Source organism: Mesorhizobium sp. SARCC-RB16n (assembly GCF_008520305.1).
In the GTDB taxonomy this organism is placed as follows: Bacteria; Pseudomonadota; Alphaproteobacteria; order Rhizobiales; family Rhizobiaceae; genus Mesorhizobium.
This window is the reverse complement of record NZ_ML703268.1, coordinates 195,670-213,777: the sequence shown is the minus strand read 5'-3', so window position 1 is coordinate 213,777 and position 18,108 is coordinate 195,670. Positions and strand designations below refer to the sequence as shown.

Genomic DNA, 18,108 nt, shown 5'->3' with positions numbered 1-18,108 from the left:
GGATTCCCGCGATAAATAGAGTATGCGCCCTTTCAGCCAGACCATCGGCGGGCGGCCATGAAAGGACATGAAAATGAGCAAGGTCGGCAACAACAGCGGTGATTCCAAGAACACGCTCTATTGCTCGTTTTGCGGCAAAAGCCAGCACGAGGTGCGCAAGCTGATCGCCGGCCCGACGGTGTTCATTTGCGACGAGTGCGTCGAGCTCTGCATGGACATCATCCGCGAGGAGAACAAGACCTCGATGGTGAAGTCGCGCGAGGGCGTGCCGACCCCGCAGGAGATCCTCAAGGTTCTCGACGACTACGTCATCGGCCAGCCTTACGCCAAGCGCGTGCTGTCGGTGGCGGTGCACAACCACTACAAGCGCCTCGCGCATGCCGGCAAGAACAACGATGTCGAGTTGGCCAAGTCCAACATCCTGCTGATCGGCCCGACCGGCTGCGGCAAGACGCTGCTCGCGCAGACGCTGGCCCGCATCATCGACGTGCCTTTCACCATGGCCGACGCCACGACGCTGACCGAAGCCGGTTACGTCGGCGAGGACGTCGAGAACATCATCCTGAAGCTGTTGCAGTCGGCCGACTACAATGTCGAGCGTGCCCAGCGCGGCATCGTCTACATCGACGAAATCGACAAGATTTCGCGCAAGTCCGACAATCCCTCGATCACCCGCGACGTGTCGGGCGAGGGCGTGCAGCAGGCGCTGCTCAAGATCATGGAAGGCACGGTCGCTTCCGTGCCGCCGCAGGGCGGCCGCAAGCACCCGCAGCAGGAGTTCCTGCAGGTCGACACCGCCAACATCCTGTTCATCTGCGGCGGCGCCTTCGCCGGGCTGGACAAGATCATCTCGGACCGCGGCAGGAAAACCTCGATCGGTTTTGGCGCCATCGTCGCGTCGCCGGAGGATCGCCGCACGGGTGATGTTTTCCGCCTGGTCGAGCCCGAGGATCTGTTGAAATTCGGCCTCATTCCGGAATTCGTCGGTCGTCTGCCGGTTCTGGCGACGCTCGAAGATCTCGACGAGCCGGCATTGATCCAGATCCTGACCGAACCGAAGAACGCGCTGGTCAAGCAGTATCAGCGCCTGTTCGAGATGGAAAATGTCGACCTGACCTTCCACGAGAACGCGCTTTCGGCGATCGCCAAGCGGGCCATCGAGCGCAAGACCGGCGCGCGCGGCCTGCGTTCGATCATGGAAGCGATCCTGCTCGACACGATGTTCGAACTGCCCGCGCTCGAAGGCGTGCGTGAGGTGGTGATTTCGGAAGAAGTGGTGACCGGCAGCGCCCGGCCGCTCTACATCTATTCCGAACAGAAGGAAAAGAAGGGCAATGTCAGCGCCTGATATGGCACCCGGCCTATATTTTTGTGGAACGGCGCCCTTGCGGCGCCGTTTTGCTGCGAGGAACCGGCACACCTTCGCGATGGAATGGATTGCGGACCATGTTAACTCTTGATCTTTGGCCCGCCTGCATCCACCTAACACAAGAAGGCCGAGGTGCCCGATTTCTGTGCTGTAAAACTCCCGTCATAAACGGTGGTAGGCGGAACGATCCCCGGTCGTTAATATGAGATTCGCGGTTGGCCTGATGGTGACCGCGACATGAAAGGTTGGACAATGGCCAAAATATCCAAGGCTCCCAGCGACGGCGTCTTCGCAGTCCTCCCACTGCGCGACATCGTGGTGTTCCCGCACATGATCGTTCCGCTCTTCGTCGGGCGCGAAAAGTCGATCAAGGCGCTGGAAGAGGTGATGGGTCAGGAGAAGCAGATCCTGCTTGCCACCCAGATGAATGCCGCCGATGACGATCCCGAGCCCGATGCGATCTTCGACATCGGCACGCTCGCCAATGTGCTGCAATTGCTGAAGCTGCCCGACGGCACCGTCAAGGTTCTGGTCGAGGGCGCCTCGCGTGCGAAAATCGTCTCCTTCACCGACCGTCCCGACTTCCACGAGGCCAAGGCCACGGCGCTGGTCGAACCGGAAGAGGAAGAGGTCGAGGTCGAGGCTCTGGCCCGCTCGGTCGTCACCGACTTCGAGAACTACGTCAAGCTGAACAAGAAGATCTCGCCCGAAGTGGTGGGTGCCGCCAGCCAGATCGACGACTATTCCAAGCTCGCCGATACGGTTGCCTCGCATCTCGCCATCAAGATCCCTGAAAAGCAGGAAATGTTGGCCACGCTTTCCGTCAAGGAGCGGCTGGAAAAGGCGATGGGCTTCATGGAAGCCGAAATCTCCGTTCTGCAGGTGGAGAAGCGCATCCGTTCGCGCGTCAAGCGCCAGATGGAGAAGACGCAGCGCGAATACTACCTCAACGAGCAGATGAAGGCGATCCAGAAGGAGCTCGGCGAAGGCGAGGACGGCCGTGACGAGGCCGCCGAGATCGAGGCGCGCATCAAGAAGACCAAGCTCTCCAAGGAGGCCCGCGAAAAGGCGGAAGCCGAGTTGAAGAAGCTCAGGACGATGTCGCCGATGTCGGCTGAATCGACCGTCGTGCGCAACTATCTCGATTGGCTGCTGTCGATCCCGTGGGGCAAGAACTCCAAGGTCAAGCAGGACCTGGCCTACGCGCAGAACGTCCTCGACACCGATCACTTCGGCCTCGACAAGGTCAAGGACCGCATCGTCGAGTACCTTGCCGTGCAAAGCCGCCAGAAGAAGCTGAAGGGGCCGATCCTGTGCCTCGTCGGCCCTCCCGGCGTCGGCAAGACCTCGCTCGGCAAGTCGATCGCGAAGGCAACCGGTCGCGAATTCATCCGCATGGCGCTCGGCGGCGTGCGTGACGAGGCCGAGATCCGTGGTCACCGGCGCACCTATATCGGCTCGATGCCCGGCAAGGTCATCCAGTCGATGAAGAAGGCAAAGAAGTCCAACCCGCTCTTCCTGCTCGACGAGATCGACAAGATGGGCCAGGACTTCCGCGGCGACCCGTCGTCGGCGCTGCTCGAGGTGCTCGATCCCGAACAGAACTCGACGTTCATGGATCATTACCTCGAGGTCGAATACGACCTGTCGAGCGTGATGTTCGTGACGACGGCGAACACGCTGAACATCCCTGCGCCCCTGATGGATCGCATGGAGATCATCCGTATCGCCGGCTACACCGAGGACGAGAAGATCGAGATCGCCAAGCGGCACCTGATGCCGAAGGTGATCCGCGATCACGCGCTGCAGCCGAAGGAGTTCTCCGTCGGTGAGGACGCGATCCGCGCCATCATCCAGACCTACACCCGGGAAGCGGGTGTCAGAAGCCTGGAGCGCGAGCTGATGAAGCTCGGGCGCAAGGCGGTGACCGAGATCCTCAAGACGAAGAAAAAGACGGTCAGCATCACGGCGGCGAACCTCGCCGACTACCTTGGTGTTCAGCGCTACCGCTTCGGTCAGGTCGAGGCTGACGATCAGGTCGGTGTCGTTACCGGGCTTGCCTGGACGGAAGTCGGCGGCGAGCTGCTGACGGTCGAAGGCGTCATGATGCCCGGCAAGGGCCGCATGACGGTGACCGGCAATCTGCGCGACGTGATGAAGGAATCGATTTCGGCGGCGGCCTCCTATGTCCGTTCGCGCGCCATCGATTTCGGCATCGAGCCACCGCTGTTCGACAAGCGCGACATCCACGTGCACTTGCCGGAAGGCGCCACGCCGAAGGACGGTCCGTCCGCGGGCGCGGCCATGGCCACGGCCATTGTGTCGGTGCTGACGGGTATTCCGGTTCGGGCCGATGTGGCGATGACTGGCGAGATAACGCTTCGCGGCCGCATCTTGCCGATCGGTGGCCTCAAGGAGAAGTTGCTCGCCGCACTGCGCGGCGGCATCAAGAAGGTGCTGATCCCGGAAGACAACGCCAAGGACTTGGCGGAGATTCCAGACAACGTGAAGAACGGCATGGAAATCATTCCGGTCTCACGCGTCGGTGAGGTGTTGCGCCATGCGCTGGTGCGGATGCCGGAGCCGATCGAATGGGTCGAACCGGTCAATCCGCCGGCCGCGACCGACAGCGCCGACGATGCCGGAAAGTCGCTTGCGCATTAGTTTTTTCTAAGGTTGCAGCGCACAAACAGAAAGCCGGGCCTCGCGCCCGGCTTTTTCATGTGAAAAACCCCGGAATTCCGGGCTTTTTCCGCTTTTTTCCTGCCTTTTCGACTTGGTTGCGGGAACGCTTCTTTCTAAAGTCCGTTTCCTGCCGGATGAGTCGTAAGTTCCGGTGTTCTCATGGAAGGGAATTTTTATGAACAAGAACGAACTGGTGTCCGCAGTCGCCGACGCCGCGAGCATTTCGAAGGGTGACGCGCAGTCGGCGGTTGATGCAGTGTTTTCTGTCATCTCCGGCGAACTGAAGAAGGGCGGCGATGTCCGGCTTGTCGGCTTTGGCAATTTCACCGTGTCGAAGCGCGCCGCGTCCACCGGCCGCAACCCGCAGACCGGCGCTGAAGTGCAGATCCCGGCACGCACGGTGCCGAAGTTCTCGGCCGGCAAAGGCCTCAAGGACGCCGTCAACTAAGCGCCTTTTTCCATTTTCAAAAGACCAGAAAAGCCGGGCTTGCCCGGCTTTTCATTTTATTGGCATTGCAAAGCTGGAGCGGTCACGCAGTCGGCGCGTCCGCCCGCATCAGGCCTTCCTTCTTGAGATCGGCCCAGAGCGCTGCAGGGAGTTTCGCGTCCAGAAGCGACCGGTTGCTGTCGACTTCTTCAGGCCGCTGACCGCCGGGGATGACCGAAACCACCGACGGGTGCAAGAGAGGGAATTGCAGGGCGGCCTCGATCAGCCTGATACCATGGAGCTTGCAGACAGCCTCGATGCGCGTCACGCGCTCGAGCACATCCTGCGGCGCTTCGGAATAGTTGTAGTAGGCGCCCGGCTTCGGTCCGGTCGCCAGGATGCCGGAATTGTAGGGGCCGCCGAGAACGATGCCGATGCCGCGTTTCTGGCAAAGCGGCAAGAAAGAGGTCAGCGCCTCCTGTTCCAGCAGCGTATAACGCCCGGCAAGCAGGAACAGATCGAAATCGCCGCGCTCGGCCAGTGTCTGCGCCACCTGCCACTCGTTGATGCCGCCGCCAAACGCCTTGATGACGCCCTGGTCGCGCAGGGCGAGCAGGCCATAATAGCCCGAGCGCATGAACTCATCGATGCGCTGGTCGGACGCCTCCTTGCTGCCATGGGTGAAGATGTCGACATCGTGCACGAACAGGATGTCGATGCGATCGACGCCGAGCCGCTCCAGCGAGGCCTCGAACGAGCGCATGACGCCGTCATAGCTGTAGTCATAGACCTCCTTGCGCGACGGCGTGTCGAAGAACTTGCCGATGCCCGTGCGCTCCTCTGGCGGGCAGGCGCGCATGATGCGGCCGACCTTGCTCGACAGCACGTAGTCGTCGCGCTTCCTTGAGCGCAGGAACGGGTTGAGGCGTGTTTCCGACAGGCCGAGCCCATAGAGCGGTGCCGTGTCATAGTAGCGGCAGCCAGTCGCCCAGGCGGCCTCCAGCGTCGCATTGGCGTCCTCGTCGAAGACGGCGCGGTAAAGATTGCCGAGCGGAGCCGTGCCGAAGCCCAGCTCCGTGAAGGTGATGCCGCCATTGCCGATGCGGTCGAAATGCCGTGTCTTCATGTCTTGAGATTTTCCCGGATTGATTTGTCTGACATGACACTATCATGCTCGTGGCTCGGCAAAAGCACCGCTGAGCGTTGGACACGCATTTTCGCGGTTGCTAGCATGAACGAAATCAAGCTGTTCGGGGAAAAAGCGTGACCGGGAATTGCCGATCATCTTCGATTGCCGGCACGCCGGCGGAGGGGCCATGAGCAATTCCGCCTCGCAAATGTTCAGGACCGCGCTCGACGAGCTTGGCGCGGTGCTGGCGCGCGTCGATGGCGACCGGATCGATGCCGCTTGCGGGATGCTGGCGGGTGCCAGACAGATCGTCGCCTATGGCTGCGGCCGCGAAGCCCTGCAGGTGAAGGGCTTCGCCATGCGGCTCTATCATCTGGGCCTGCCGGTTTCGGTGGTCGGCGACATGACCACGCCGCCCGTAGGGCAGGGCGATGTCTTCCTTGTCAGTTCCGGGCCTGGCGAAACCTCGACCGTACTCACCCTGATGCGCATCGCGCGCGAGGCCGGCGCGACCGTCCTGCTCCTGACCGCCCAGGCAGACGGCAGCGCCGCAGGGCTGGCCGATTTGATGCTGCTGATCCCGGCGCAGACCATGGCCGACGACCAAGGGCCGCAAAAGACGTCGGTGCTGCCGATGGGCTCGGTGTTCGAGGGCGCGTTGTTCCTGCTGTTCGAGACCATGGTGCTGAAACTCAGGGAATTGACTTCGGCGTCGCCGGAAGCGATGCGCGCCCGCCACACCAACATGGAATAGATCATGCGCTATGAACTGATGCTGCCGCACCAGATCCGTAAGGCGATCGCTCAGAATTGGCCGGTCGCACTGCCGCTCGGCGTGCTGGAATACCATGGCGAGCACATGGCCGTCGGCATGGACACACTGGCCGTCATCAAGACGCTGGAACTGTTCGAAAAGGAGAGCGACATCGTCATCCTGCCGCCCTTCTATTACGGTGCGGCGAGCTATGCCGTCGCGCCACCGGAAGGCAGCGGCTCCGTTCAGGTCGGCGGCAATCAACTGGCGCCATTCGGCGAGGAACTGTTCTACAGCCTGCTGCGTATCGGTTTCCGCAACATCCACGCCATCATTCATCACCAGACCGAGAATTTCGCCGCCGGCATGCCGACCGATCTCGCTTTCAAGACCGCCGGCAGACAGGCGATCTTCCGCTTCCTCGAGAAGACGCGCGGCGAGGGTTGGTGGGGGTCGGAGGCGATGGCCGATTACTATGCCGGACATGCGGCGGGCGAAAACTTCTTCAACTGGGTGCAGGTGCATCCGCTGATGCCGGCCGCCATGAACGGCCACTATCCGTTCGACCATGCCGGCATCGGCGAGACGTCGCTGATGCTGGCGCTATGTCCGGAAGCAGTGGATGCCGCTCACTTGGCGGATAACAAAAGCTGGTATACGGCGAGCGCGGCGGATGCCTCGGCAGAACTCGGACAGAGGGGCGTCGCCATGATCATGGATCACCTGCGCGCGATCCTGAAAGCCTAGCGCGACCCTACCTTCTCCCACAAGGGAGGTGAAGGCGCCCGGTCACTTCACCGCACCTGCCGTCATGCCCATGATCAGGTAGCGTTCCAGCGCGATGCCGATGATCGCCAGCGGCGCGATCGCCGCGGTGGCAAGGGCAGCCATTGACCACCAGTTGATGCCTTGCGACCCCGTCTGGCTGGCGACCATGACCGGGATTGTCTTGGCGTCCGTCGAAGTCAAAAGGGCGGCGAAGAAATACTCGTTCCAGCATAGCACCATCGCCAGGATGAAGGCGGCGACCATGCCCGGCAGCGCGATCGGCATGACGATACGGAAAAAGGCGCCCCAGATCGATAGGCCGTCGACAAGGGCGGCTTCCTCGAGTTCGACGGGGATGGAATTGAACTGGTCACGCATGATCCAGATGACGATCGGCAGCACCATCAGCGTGTAGAGCAGGATCAGTCCGACGCGGGTGTCGAGCAACCCGACCTCGCGGTAGAGCACCAGGAAGGGTAGGGCGAGCACCACCGGCGGCAGGATCAGCTGGGACAGGAAGAAGAAGGAGATATCCTCGTTCTTGAACCAGGCGAACTTGTAGCGATAGCGCGTGAGGCCATAGGCGGCGAGGCTGCCGATGATGATCGCCAGGCTCGACGCACCAACCGAGGTGATGACCGAGTTCATGAAACGCTTGAGGAACTCGTCGCGCACGGTCGAGGTCTGGAAGATCGAGTCCGGCGACAGGCCAAGCGATCGCCAGCCTTTCCAATCCGGCTGGAAGTCGACAAACGGGATCAGATGCCCTTGCGTGACGTCGACCGCCGATTTGAACGAGGTCGTTATCGTCCAGTAGATGGGGAACAGGCAAATGAAAGCCCAGAAGACAAGCGCGCCATAGATGAAGACACGGCTGGTGATGAAGCTAGCCGGGGAGCGGATTTCGGAGACGGTATAGTCGGTGGTCTGAACACTCATGATCCGGCCGCTCTAGTTGACGTTGCGCACGAAGCGGTTGGCGATCTTCAGGAGCCAGGTCACGAACACGACGATGATGACAAGATAGGCCATCGCCAGCATGGTGCCGTAGCCGACATTCGAGCGGTCGCGGTATTCGCGGTAGATGAAGCTCGACACGGAATCGGTGGCACCGCCCGGGCCGCCCGACGTCACCGTGATGATGATGTCGGCAAGCTTCAGCTTGAAGATGATGCGCAGGACGACGGCGGTCACCGACACCGGCAGCATCAGCGGGAAGGTGACCTGCCAGAAGGTTTGCCATGCACTGGCGCCATCGACACGTGCCGCCTCCAGCACCTCGCGCGACATCGCCTGCAGTCCGGCCAGCAGCATGATCATCATGAACGGAATGAAGGTCCAGGCGTCCAGCATCATGACCGAAATGCGAGCTGTGATCGGGTCGGAGAAGAAGGCGGGATTGTCCCAGCCGAGGTGGCGCGCCAGCGTCGCTGCCGGGCCGAACCGGTACTCCATCAGCGATTTGCCGATCATCCAGGACACCGCGACCGGCGACAGCATCAGCGGCATCAGGAAGACGACACGGAAGAATTTTCGCGCCCGGATCTGTGCGTTGAGCAACAGCGCCAGCGCGAAGGCGATGACATATTCCACCAGCACCGCCAGCACATAAAGCACCATATTGAACAGCGCATTGCGGTAGTAGGGATCGCCCAGCATCTGCCAGAAATTGTCGAGCCCGTTGAATTTTCGGCCCGAGAAAGAACTCAGGTTCCAGTCCGTCAGCGCGATGTAGAAGCCGAACAGCGTCGGGAAGATCACCATGGCGATGGTGAACAGCAGGGCCGGCAGCAGGAACAGCGCGCGCTGGCCGTCCTCGCCACGCGTCAGCACCTGGCCGATGCCGATAGCCACGCCCCACAGCACGTAGGCATAGACGACCGGTCGCCAGGTCTCGAAGCCGATCGTATCGACCTCGCTCTTGTAGAGGATCTGAAGCAGGATTGTCGCCAGGAGGCCGAATGTGGCCAAGGCCATCAGTGCCCAGCCGAGGCGTTTGCGGCCAGGCGGGATCAGATCCATTGGTGCGGAATTTGCCGGCCACGCATTCGTGGTCGAAGTCTGTTCAGCCACGCCTCTCGCCTCTTCTGCCACACTGACCGAACAAGAGCCGGTCAAAACTCGGCCCGGCGATGATGTGACGCCGGGCCGAGACTTATATCAAGGGTCCATCTAGGCGCCGAGCGAGGCCTTATAGAGTTTGATCTGCTTCTCGCGGCCGATCTGGTCGGTCAGCTTCTCCCAGGCGGCGGCAATGGCATCGGCACCCTCCTGTGCCTTCATCTTGCCTGCGAACGTATTGGCCAGGATGTCCTCGGCAGCGCTGTAGTATTGGAAGATGCCGGGGATACGTGGCTCGATAGCACCATTCGGATGATTGTAAGAGTTGAACTGGGAGTCGAGGTAGTTCGTGATGAAGGCCTTGTCGTAGCCGGCGGCCACCCATTCGTCGATGTCGTGCTGGCTGTTGCGGTAGCACTGGAAGCCGGACGGATACATCGCCGTCCAGATTGCCAGATCCTTGCCACCGAGATGCGCCGCCGCGCTCCAGGCTGCCTTGTGCTTCTTCGGATCGCTGTCGACGCGGGCCATGACATAGACGCCCCAGCCGAGATAGGCGAGGTTGGGCGCGTAGTTCGGTCCGCCCGGCAGCTTGTCCCATTTGCCGGTCTTGGAATTGTAGACGTCATCCGAGCCCGGCAGGATGTCGAAGCCGCAAAGGTCGCCAATCACCGAGGAATCGTTGGTTTTGGCATTGGAGCCGATGTCACCCCACCAGGGGATCATTGAACCGGTTCCGGCCAGGAACTGCTGGAAACCAGTGGTGTTCGGGTCGGCGTTGATCTGGTCGGCGGGTTCTGATGGCAGCGCGTCGATCACGTCCTGGATGGCACGCACCCAGGCCGGGTTGTTGATACGTGGCTTCATCGTGTCGGCGTCGAACAGCCAGGCCTTATCGTCGGGATGCTTGGCATAGGCGCTGGCACGGCTGCCGAGGAAGTAGAAGCCGAAACCGCCCCATGGTTTGGGCGCATCGAGGTAGCCATAGACATCCTGGCCCTTGAATTTCTTGCCCTTGAGGAACTTGGTGACGGCCTGCACCTGCTGCCAGGTCTTCGGCACGCCCCATTCGCCGGCACCGCCGCCGTCCTTCCACTGCTTGGCGAGATCCGCGTCGGCGAACACGTCGGTGCGGTAGTTGAAATTGTGCGTGTCGCCGTCGATGGTGACGCGATACTGCTTGCCATCCCAGGTGCCGACCGGCGGCTTCAGATAATTGACGAGGTCGTCGAGATCGATCTGTTTCTTGACCCAGTCGGGCATTTCCGAAGTGAGTCCCTTGCCGCAGACATCGCCTTCGAAAGGCGCGCCCATCTCGGCAATGTCGAAGTCGACGGTTCCGGTGGCGATCGACTGCTGCAGGCGGGCGTTGTAATCCGCTTGCGCCAGATCGATCCAGTTGATCTTGGCGCCGGTATAGGTCTCCCATGGCTTCAGGAAGCCGCGGAACAGCACATTGTGCAGGTTCTGGTTGTTGAGGCCCATGAACGCAAGCTCGACCCCGGCAAACTCGCCTTGCTTGACACTTGCCTTGGTCGCATCGAGACAGAGCTCGCCGACCTTCTGGAAATCGGCATCGGTCGGCTGGCCTTTGCCAACGCCGGGAATCTGCAGGATTTTCGCACGAAGTTCGCTTGCCGCGGAGGCAGGACGCGTCAAGGCGCCGAGGCCCGCGCCCGATGCCGCCGCGATCGCGGCCATGCTGGCCGCGCCTTTCAGTATGTCGCGTCTGGTAGCGCCGGCACGGACCAGTTTTTCGTAAAGATCTACTCTCATGGACTATTCCTCCCAGAACGTTAGTCGTGAATCGAAGTGCCAATCGTGCCCGGCGCTGGCCTTGTTCAGAAGCGAAACCACGACCCCAACCTGCGTCGCTTCGGGTTCCGTTTTTCGGGTAGAGTACCGGCGTTCGGATCGGCGCCCGTCACTATTCTCACAACCAAACGCCGTGTCAACGAGAACGGGTTTTTATCTATAAGGGACCGACTTGCCCTGACAGGTCGCGTTGGTTAGCTTCTGCGCCTACGGCCAGTGGGGCCGATGGGGGAACGATGGCTCAAGTCGCGATCAGCAATGTGGCCAAGGCATTTGGAACCGTCAAGGTTCTGCACGAAGTCAGCGTCGACATTGCCGATGGCCAGTTCGTCGTGCTGGTCGGCCCATCCGGTTGTGGCAAGTCCACGCTGCTCAGGATGGTGGCGGGGCTGGAGACCGTCTCCGGCGGCACGATCGTCATCGGCGATCGTGTCGTCAATCATTTGCCGCCGGCCAAGCGCGACATCGCCATGGTGTTCCAGAACTATGCGCTCTATCCGCACAAGACGGTCGAGCAGAACATGGCCTTCGCGCTCAAGTTGCGCAAGACCGATCCGGCCGTGGTGGCCGAGCGGGTCAAGCGCGCCGCCGACATCCTCGACCTCAGCCCCTATCTGAAGCGCTATCCGCGCCAGCTTTCCGGCGGCCAGCGTCAGCGCGTCGCCATGGGTCGCGCGATCGTGCGCAATCCGCAGGTATTCCTGTTCGACGAGCCGCTTTCGAACCTCGACGCCAAGCTGCGCGTGCAGATGCGCACCGAGATCAAGGAACTGCACCAGCGGCTGAAGACCACCACCATCTATGTCACCCACGACCAGATCGAAGCCATGACGATGGCCGACAAGATCGTCGTCATGCGCGACGGTCGCATCGAACAGGTCGGCGCGCCGCTGGAGCTGTTCGACCGGCCGGCCAATCTTTTCGTTGCCGGGTTCATCGGCTCGCCGTCGATGAACCTGCTCAAGGGTACCGGTCGCAAGGGTGGCGTCGACATTGCCGGAACGCTGTTCCCGGTCGCTCCAAACAACGCCGTCGAGGAGGGGCGCTCCGTCGTCTATGGTGTGCGCCCCGAACATCTCGAGATCCACCCGGATGGTGTGCCGGCGAAGATTTCCGTGGTCGAGCCGACCGGTTCGGAAACCCTGGTCTTTCTGCGCTTTGGCGACGGCGAGATGGTGGCGCTGTTTCGCGAGCGCCACGACTTCAAGCCCGGCGATACGCTGAAGCTTCGGCCAAGGCTCGATCATCTCCATTTGTTCGACGCCGAGACCGGCAAGCGTCTCTGATCTCAAACGCACTTCACGAGGACATCATGCTCAAAGGGATCGATCCGTTGCTCAATGCCGACGTGCTCCAGGCTTTGCGCGCGATGGGACATGGCGACGACCTGATCATCGCCGACACCAACTTCCCGTCCGATTCGGTCGCGCGCCAGACGGCGCTCGGTCGGGTGCTGCGCATCGATGCCTCGGCGGCGCAGGTGGTGAAGGCGGTGCTGTCGCTTTACCCGCTGGACACGTTCGTCGACGACTCGGCAGCCCGCATGGAGATCGTCGGCAAGCCCGACGAGATCCCAACGGTACAGAAGGAAGTGCAGAAGGAGATCGACGCCGCCGAGGGTAAATCCTGGCCTATGGTGCCGGTCGAGCGTTACGCCTTCTACGAACGCGCAAAGCAGGCTTATTGCGTCATCCAGACCGGCGAACGCCGCTTCTACGGCTGCTTTGCCTTCCGCAAGGGCGTCGTGCCGCCGGATGCGGAGTAGCGGCATGGCCTCGGGCAAGCCGATCGTCATGAAGCCTGTCGTCATATTGGGCGTGTTCGTCGCCGATACGGCCTACAGGGCGCAGCGCCAGCCGCGCATGGGCGAAACGATCCTCGGCAATTCCTTCAAGCTGGGGCCAGGCGGCAAGGGGTCGAACCAGGCGGTGGCGGCCGGCAAGCTGGGGGCGGACGTCACGTTCCTGACCCGGCTCGGCGTCGATGCCTTCGCCGACATGGCCAAGCGGACCTGGAAGGATGCCGGCGTGAAGAGCGCGGCCATCGACACGCCGGACAGCTATACGGGCGCCGCCTACATCTTCGTCGAGGAGGGAAGCGGCAACAACGCCATCATCGTCAGCCCCGGCGCTGCCATGCTGATCACGCCTGAGGATATCGAGGCCAATGTCGAGCTGATCCGTGGTGCCGGTGTTTTCGTGACGCAGCTCGAACAGCCGATCGAAGCCGCGATGCGGGCGCTGGAGATCGCGCGCAGGGCAGGAGTGACGACCATTCTCAATCCGGCACCGGCGGCAAAGCTCCCCGACCGCATCTACACGCTCTGCGACTATCTCACGCCTAACGAGACAGAGACGGAGGAATTGACCGGACTGAAAGTCTCCTCGCCCGATGAAGCGCGCGCCGCCGCCGGCAAGCTGCTCGAAAAGGGCGTCGGCACGGTCATCGTCACGCTCGGCGATAAGGGCGCGCTCCTGCACACGAAGGATCGCTCCGAGCATGTTCCAGCCATCAGTGCCGGCCCTGTCGTGGAGACCACCGGCGCGGGGGACGCCTTCAGTGGCGGCCTTGCCGCAGCACTGTCGCGCGGCGTGGAGCCTCTGGAGGCGGTGCGCTTCGCCTGCGCTATTGCCGGCATTTCCGTGACCCGTCCAGGCACCGCACCGTCGATGCCGACATTGCAGGAGGTCGAGGCGCTGCTGGCCAAGAGCTGAGGCGATTGCTCGGAGCTCGCAGGCCACACCGGAGGCCGGACTGTTCCGGCCACCGATGTCTCCTGTTAGATGGGCGTTGAGAAGCTACTGCTTGATGTAGCAGCGCTTCCCGGCGTCGGGAGCGGGATCGCCGAAGGAATCATTGTCGCATTCGACGCCATCCCGGAACACGTCCTGCGTGAACCGGCCGCGCGCGCCATACCTGACCACCTTGCGGCCATAGAAATCGCAGAATTCGCCTTCATCGGCACAGGCCACCCATCTCTCGCGGCGAGGCTCATCGTAACCGCCATCGGATTCGCCACGATCGCGCAACACGATAGAGCACGTCTTTTCGTGGCCAGGCGCAGGGTCGCCAAAAACGCGAGTTGAGCATGGGACCGCGTCACGGTCGATAAAGCGCGATGTAGTGCGGCCTCCGTCGCCAAAAACCACTTCAGCCGGAAATGGCAGTCGGCAAATGCCGCCCTCCCTTGCGCATCGCTGAAGCCGAGCAGCCGAAGCAGTGGCGGGAAAGATGGCGGAAGCAACTATTGTAAGGCCAGCAAAGCTTATGGCCGTGAACACCGTGCTCATCGAAGTGGTTGAGGCGATAGACACTGTAAGTCCTCCAGGGTCGTTCAGGCTGTATGTATGTTATGGTAGCCGGATTATTTCAGGCCAAGTTATTTCAGAGGTGAATCAAGCTTTTTTTTAGGCGGATGCGCAAGCCCCGTTCGAGCGGTTTGCCTGGCGCAAACGTCCGGCCAAGGGAAGACATCTGTCAACGTAGGAGCTGAAACAGGGCCCGCAGCCGACTTTCCGAGCTGACAGGAAGCAAATCTCATCCGGGCACCACGATCATGGCCGCAGGCCCATGCACGGCAGATCGAACCCAGATTTGAAAGGTTCTGGATCGCATCCGCATACATGCATCTTTGACAGACAACGTCGACATTTCTCCTAAGCCAAGGGTTTGTGTCCCTTGAGAGAAATGGCGCGAGTGACGGGGCTCGAACCCGCGACCTCCGGCGTGACAGGCCGGCACTCTAACCAACTGAGCTACACCCGCGCATTGACGAGCACGTGTCAGCCGTGTTCGTCGTTGGGGCGCTGGATAAGGGGTTCGCTACCGGGTGTCAAGCGCACCAAACCATCATAACGCCAAACAGGAGAAGGTTTTTTGACAGCCGGCATTTTGTTCGCAAATCCGGCCTGTGAACAGGGCGTCCCACGCTCATTTGGCCTTGCGAAGCCAGTCCCGACCGCTTAAAGGTCCGGCCCGGAGCGGGCGATTAGCTCAGTTGGTAGAGCGCTTCGTTTACACCGAAGATGTCGGCGGTTCGAGCCCGTCATCGCCCACCATTCAAACCCATATTTCAAGTCATCTGCCGGAGGCCGAACTGCTGGCTGCAGGCGCCTCGCGGCTTCACGGCGGCACCATCCGGAAATCCTTGCCCTCGGGCAGCAATTGCCCGCCATCGACGACGATGGTCGTGCCGGTGATGTAGCTGGCGTCGTCCGAGGCGAGGAACAGGAAGGCGTTAGCCACGTCGCGCGGGCTGCCGAGCCGGCCGAGCGGGATCGAATCCTCCATGTTCTTGATATAGGCATCGCCGCGATGCTGCTGAATGGCTTCGGTGAGGATATTGCCGGGTTCGACGCCGTTGACGGTGATGCCGTAGCCGGAAAACTCCAGCGCGGCCGCGCGGATGAAGCCGTTGATGCCTGCTTTGGTCGCCGAATAATGGCCATGGCCGGGGCTGGTAACGTGCGGGCCGGTGATGGAAGAGGTGTAGAGCATGCGCCCGAAGCGCTGCGCCTTCATCGGCGCCAGGGCCGCGCGGCTAGCATTGAAAGTGCCGCGCAGGTTGACGGCCATAACGCGGTCCCAGTCGTCGGTGCTGGTGTTTTCGATCAACTGCCAGGGATAGATGCCGGCATTCTGGACGATAATGTCGAGGCGGCCGTGGTGTTTCAGCGAAAGCGCCACCGCGGCCTCGGCGTCGCTCATTACCGAGATGTCGGTGCGGATGAAGGGGACGCCGAGTTCATCCGCACTTGCTTGCCCGGCCTCCTCCTCCGAATCGGCCAGCACCAGCCTTGCGCCTTCTTCGGCGAAGCGCAGCGCGATGCCTTTGCCGATGCCGCGCGCGCTGCCGACGATCAACGCCACCTTGTCTTTCAGTCGTGCTGTCATGCGAGCCGTCCTGTCATGCCAATTCCCGCCTCATGCCAATCCCCTCTCATGCCAATCTTTGGCGGATGGTTTGCTTGAATGCGTCGAGCAAGACGGCTGCCAGAACCAGCAGGCCATGGATGACCTGGGTGAAGTTGGCGGGCAGGCCCATCAGGTTGATCGCCGTGTTGATGGCAGAGAGCAGAAGCACGCCGGCGTAGACGCCGGGCAGGGTGCCGACGCCGCCCTTCAGGCTGACGCCGCCGATAACCACGGCCGCAAAGGCATTGAACAGAAGGCCTACACCCAGATTGGCGGTGGCGCCCGAAGTGCGGATCGCCAGCAGCCAGCCTGCCAGGCCGGCGATGGCGCCGGCGAGCACGAAGGCGATGATCAAGTTGCGATTCACCCGTATGCCGGCGCGGAAGGTCGCAGTTTCATTGCCGCCGATCATCACGAGGTGCCTGCCAAACGGCGTCTTGGCCATGATCAGCGAGAAGACCACGAAACAGGCGACCGCGATCCAGGCGGTAAGCGGCAGGCCGATCAGGCGTTGGATGCCGAACCAGCGGATGGCAGGCGCCAGGTCCTGCGCCGAGCGGCCGCCCGAAATGACCAGCACGAGGCCGCGTACCCAGATGTAGGAGGCCAAGGTGATGATGAAAGCGCTCATCTTGACCTTGACCACAAGATAGCCGTTGAACGCGCCGATGAGGCCGCCGACGGCCAGCGCCAGCAGCAGCGAGACCGGAACCATCAGCCATTCCGGGTGCAATTGGACGCCGAGGCCGATGCCCGAGGAACAAAACAGGATGCCCACCGCCATGGCGCTGAGCGCGGCGACGGATTCGACCGACAGGTCCATGTGACCGGCAATAATGACCAGCGCCAGGCCGATCGACATGACGCCGAGCACGCTCGATGCCTCGATGATGTTGGCGAAGATTCCGAGCTGGAAATAGTTCGGGATGAACAGCGAGAAGACAACCAGGACAAGAAGCAGCATGAACCAGACGAGGTTGTCGAGGACGAACTCCAGGGCATGGCGTGTGCGAAGGTTCATGTGTCGATCCGATTGGCGTGCGCAATCAAGGCCGCAGCGAATTGTCTGCGTCTCGTTCCATGAGGGCAGGGAAAGGCTCCGGGCCGGGTATGGCCCGGAGCGTTTCAGGCGGCATGCCTATTCGACTGATTTGACCGTGTCGGTCGGCGGCTTCTGGTTGCCCCAAAAGGCCGGATTGTCGACGTTCTCCTTGGTGATGGCGGCGCCCGGAATCTTGATGTTCGGGCCCCAGGCTTCCTTGGTGACGGTCGATTTCAGGCCAAGCACGTCGTATTCGCCGGGCTTGATCTCTTCCTTCTTGACGACCTTGTCCATAAACATGGCGACGGCAGCGGCCTGTGCGTAAAGCGGCTGCTCGACCTCGACGTTGAGCCAGCCCTTGCGGATCAGGTCGAGGCCGACCGGCGCACCGTTCGAGCTCATCAGCATGACGTCGCCTGGCTTCTTTCCGGCGGCCTCGAGCGAAGCGACAGCGGCGACCGACAGGTGTGCGGCATGGCTGAAGATCAGGTCGATGTCGGGGTTGGCCAGCATCTGGTCGGCAACGATGGTGCCGGCATTGCTAGCCTCCCATTGCATGGCCGGCAGCGAGATGATCTTGACGTCCGGGAACGCCTTCATCTTCTCTTCAAAACCCTTCTGGATGTCGAGCGTGTAGGGATCGCCGGGATCGCCAAGCACCTGAAGGACCTTGCCCTTCACCGAGCCGTTCTTGGCTTTAAGAAGCTTTTCGGCCTGGTCCGCGGCGACGTAGCCGATCTCGACGGTACCCGCGACCGATGTGAAGTCGGACGGTGTCGACGTGATCTGGCGGTCGAACTCGATCATCGGAATGCCGGCGGCGCGGGCTGCCTCGATCGATGGTTTCAACGCATTGAAATCGACGGCGGCCAGGATGATCGCCGCCGGCTTCAGCGCGATGACGTCGTTCATCTGCGATTGCTGCGCGTCGGTCTTGTTGTCGGCGTTCAGCGTCTTCATCTCGTAGCCGGTCTGTTTCAGGAACAGCTCCAGCGCGCTCACCGAGCCAGTCTGGAACTCGTCGAGCAATGTCGGCACCATGTAGTAGACAGTACCCTTGGACTGCGCGAATGCCGGCGTGAGCGTGGCAAAAGCCAGTGCCAGGATACCGAAGACAGCAAGAAGTATTCGCTTCATGTCGTTG

The 18,108-nt window shown here is 61.6% G+C and carries 16 protein-coding genes and 2 tRNA genes; 9 read left to right on the top strand and 9 right to left on the bottom strand.

All coding sequences use genetic code 11. The annotated features are described in order from the left end of the window. Positions 1-73 precede the first annotated feature (73 nt). From clpX to C7I87_RS16055, 3 genes are all read left to right on the top strand, one after another. The gene (gene clpX / locus C7I87_RS16065) at positions 74-1,348 is read left to right on the top strand and encodes an ATP-dependent Clp protease ATP-binding subunit ClpX (RefSeq protein ID WP_023759839.1); all 1,275 of its coding nucleotides are present in this window, start codon (positions 74-76) and stop codon (positions 1,346-1,348) included. Positions 1,349-1,621: 273 nt separating this feature from the next. After that, positions 1,622-4,033 carry an endopeptidase La gene (gene lon / locus C7I87_RS16060; RefSeq protein WP_127869591.1) on the top strand — a complete coding sequence of 804 codons (2,412 nt, stop codon included), beginning with the start codon at positions 1,622-1,624 and terminating at the stop codon, positions 4,031-4,033. A gap of 196 nt (positions 4,034-4,229) precedes the next feature. Beyond that, a complete protein-coding gene (locus C7I87_RS16055; protein WP_027143628.1) occupies positions 4,230-4,502 on the top strand; it encodes an HU family DNA-binding protein in 273 nt (90 codons plus the stop codon). Positions 4,503-4,584: 82 nt separating this feature from the next. On the opposite strand, the gene C7I87_RS16050 is transcribed toward C7I87_RS16055, so the two are convergent. Beyond that, positions 4,585-5,607: an aldo/keto reductase gene (locus C7I87_RS16050; protein ID WP_149905114.1), complete on the bottom strand. Its 1,023-nt coding sequence runs from the start codon at positions 5,605-5,607 to the stop codon at positions 4,585-4,587. A gap of 190 nt (positions 5,608-5,797) precedes the next feature. On the opposite strand from C7I87_RS16050, the gene C7I87_RS16045 reads away from it, so the two are divergent. Both C7I87_RS16045 and C7I87_RS16040 read left to right on the top strand, forming a co-directional pair. After that, the gene (locus C7I87_RS16045; RefSeq protein ID WP_149905113.1) at positions 5,798-6,364 is read left to right on the top strand and encodes an SIS domain-containing protein; all 567 of its coding nucleotides are present in this window, start codon (positions 5,798-5,800) and stop codon (positions 6,362-6,364) included. Positions 6,365-6,367: 3 nt separating this feature from the next. Then, a complete protein-coding gene (locus C7I87_RS16040) occupies positions 6,368-7,111 on the top strand; it encodes a creatininase family protein (RefSeq protein ID WP_149905112.1) in 744 nt (247 codons plus the stop codon). A gap of 42 nt (positions 7,112-7,153) precedes the next feature. Here C7I87_RS16040 and C7I87_RS16035 read toward each other — a convergent pair whose 3' ends face one another. The 3 genes from C7I87_RS16035 to C7I87_RS16025 form a co-directional block, all read right to left on the bottom strand. Further along, positions 7,154-8,071 (bottom strand): carbohydrate ABC transporter permease, encoded by a 918-nt coding sequence (locus C7I87_RS16035; RefSeq protein WP_149905111.1) that lies wholly within the window; start codon positions 8,069-8,071, stop codon positions 7,154-7,156. Between the two features lie 12 nt (positions 8,072-8,083). Continuing rightward, complete coding sequence (locus C7I87_RS16030; RefSeq protein WP_149905110.1) at positions 8,084-9,205, bottom strand: carbohydrate ABC transporter permease; 1,122 nt, start codon at positions 9,203-9,205, stop codon at positions 8,084-8,086. A gap of 99 nt (positions 9,206-9,304) precedes the next feature. Then, positions 9,305-10,969: a type 2 periplasmic-binding domain-containing protein gene (locus C7I87_RS16025; RefSeq protein ID WP_149905109.1), complete on the bottom strand. Its 1,665-nt coding sequence runs from the start codon at positions 10,967-10,969 to the stop codon at positions 9,305-9,307. Positions 10,970-11,244: 275 nt separating this feature from the next. Between C7I87_RS16025 and C7I87_RS16020 the strand changes: the two genes are divergently transcribed. The 3 genes from C7I87_RS16020 to rbsK are packed head-to-tail and all read left to right on the top strand — an operon-like array spanning position 11,245 to position 13,722. After that, complete coding sequence (locus tag C7I87_RS16020) at positions 11,245-12,294, top strand: ABC transporter ATP-binding protein (protein WP_149905108.1); 1,050 nt, start codon at positions 11,245-11,247, stop codon at positions 12,292-12,294. 26 nt (positions 12,295-12,320) lie between these two features. Then, positions 12,321-12,773: an RbsD/FucU family protein gene (locus C7I87_RS16015; RefSeq protein WP_149905107.1), complete on the top strand. Its 453-nt coding sequence runs from the start codon at positions 12,321-12,323 to the stop codon at positions 12,771-12,773. Positions 12,774-12,777: 4 nt separating this feature from the next. Next, complete coding sequence (rbsK, locus tag C7I87_RS16010; RefSeq protein WP_149905106.1) at positions 12,778-13,722, top strand: ribokinase; 945 nt, start codon at positions 12,778-12,780, stop codon at positions 13,720-13,722. Between the two features lie 84 nt (positions 13,723-13,806). Here rbsK and C7I87_RS36625 read toward each other — a convergent pair whose 3' ends face one another. Both C7I87_RS36625 and C7I87_RS16000 read right to left on the bottom strand, forming a co-directional pair. Then, on the bottom strand, positions 13,807-13,980 hold the full coding sequence (locus C7I87_RS36625) for a hypothetical protein (RefSeq protein ID WP_306440507.1): 174 nt from the start codon (positions 13,978-13,980) through the stop codon (positions 13,807-13,809). Between the two features lie 716 nt (positions 13,981-14,696). Then, a tRNA-Asp gene (locus C7I87_RS16000) sits at positions 14,697-14,773 on the bottom strand. Between the two features lie 217 nt (positions 14,774-14,990). Between C7I87_RS16000 and C7I87_RS15995 the strand changes: the two genes are divergently transcribed. Further along, positions 14,991-15,066 (top strand) — tRNA-Val (locus C7I87_RS15995). A 64-nt stretch (positions 15,067-15,130) separates the two neighbouring features. Here the strand turns inward: C7I87_RS15995 and C7I87_RS15990 are convergent. From C7I87_RS15990 to C7I87_RS15980, 3 genes are all read right to left on the bottom strand, one after another. Beyond that, positions 15,131-15,901, bottom strand: a complete 771-nt coding sequence (locus C7I87_RS15990) for an SDR family NAD(P)-dependent oxidoreductase (RefSeq protein ID WP_149905105.1) — start codon at positions 15,899-15,901, stop codon at positions 15,131-15,133. A 46-nt stretch (positions 15,902-15,947) separates the two neighbouring features. Next, positions 15,948-16,943, bottom strand: a complete 996-nt coding sequence (locus tag C7I87_RS15985; protein ID WP_149905104.1) for an ABC transporter permease — start codon at positions 16,941-16,943, stop codon at positions 15,948-15,950. A gap of 117 nt (positions 16,944-17,060) precedes the next feature. After that, the gene (locus C7I87_RS15980; protein ID WP_149905103.1) at positions 17,061-18,101 is read right to left on the bottom strand and encodes a sugar ABC transporter substrate-binding protein; all 1,041 of its coding nucleotides are present in this window, start codon (positions 18,099-18,101) and stop codon (positions 17,061-17,063) included. Positions 18,102-18,108 lie beyond the last annotated feature (7 nt).

What these genes read in the sequence shown, in the direction of transcription:
- clpX (WP_023759839.1), top strand. Translation starts at nt 74, where the DNA reads ATGAGCAAGGTCGGCAACAACAGCGGTGATTCCAAGAACACGCTCTAT.
- lon (WP_127869591.1), top strand. Translation starts at nt 1,622, where the DNA reads ATGGCCAAAATATCCAAGGCTCCCAGCGACGGCGTCTTCGCAGTCCTC.
- C7I87_RS16055 (WP_027143628.1), top strand. Translation starts at nt 4,230, where the DNA reads ATGAACAAGAACGAACTGGTGTCCGCAGTCGCCGACGCCGCGAGCATT.
- C7I87_RS16050 (WP_149905114.1), bottom strand. Translation starts at nt 5,607, where the DNA reads ATGAAGACACGGCATTTCGACCGCATCGGCAATGGCGGCATCACCTTC.
- C7I87_RS16045 (WP_149905113.1), top strand. Translation starts at nt 5,798, where the DNA reads ATGAGCAATTCCGCCTCGCAAATGTTCAGGACCGCGCTCGACGAGCTT.
- C7I87_RS16040 (WP_149905112.1), top strand. Translation starts at nt 6,368, where the DNA reads ATGCGCTATGAACTGATGCTGCCGCACCAGATCCGTAAGGCGATCGCT.
- C7I87_RS16035 (WP_149905111.1), bottom strand. Translation starts at nt 8,071, where the DNA reads ATGAGTGTTCAGACCACCGACTATACCGTCTCCGAAATCCGCTCCCCG.
- C7I87_RS16025 (WP_149905109.1), bottom strand. Translation starts at nt 10,969, where the DNA reads ATGAGAGTAGATCTTTACGAAAAACTGGTCCGTGCCGGCGCTACCAGA.
- C7I87_RS16020 (WP_149905108.1), top strand. Translation starts at nt 11,245, where the DNA reads ATGGCTCAAGTCGCGATCAGCAATGTGGCCAAGGCATTTGGAACCGTC.
- C7I87_RS16015 (WP_149905107.1), top strand. Translation starts at nt 12,321, where the DNA reads ATGCTCAAAGGGATCGATCCGTTGCTCAATGCCGACGTGCTCCAGGCT.
- rbsK (WP_149905106.1), top strand. Translation starts at nt 12,778, where the DNA reads ATGGCCTCGGGCAAGCCGATCGTCATGAAGCCTGTCGTCATATTGGGC.
- C7I87_RS15990 (WP_149905105.1), bottom strand. Translation starts at nt 15,901, where the DNA reads ATGACAGCACGACTGAAAGACAAGGTGGCGTTGATCGTCGGCAGCGCG.
- C7I87_RS15985 (WP_149905104.1), bottom strand. Translation starts at nt 16,943, where the DNA reads ATGAACCTTCGCACACGCCATGCCCTGGAGTTCGTCCTCGACAACCTC.
- C7I87_RS15980 (WP_149905103.1), bottom strand. Translation starts at nt 18,101, where the DNA reads ATGAAGCGAATACTTCTTGCTGTCTTCGGTATCCTGGCACTGGCTTTT.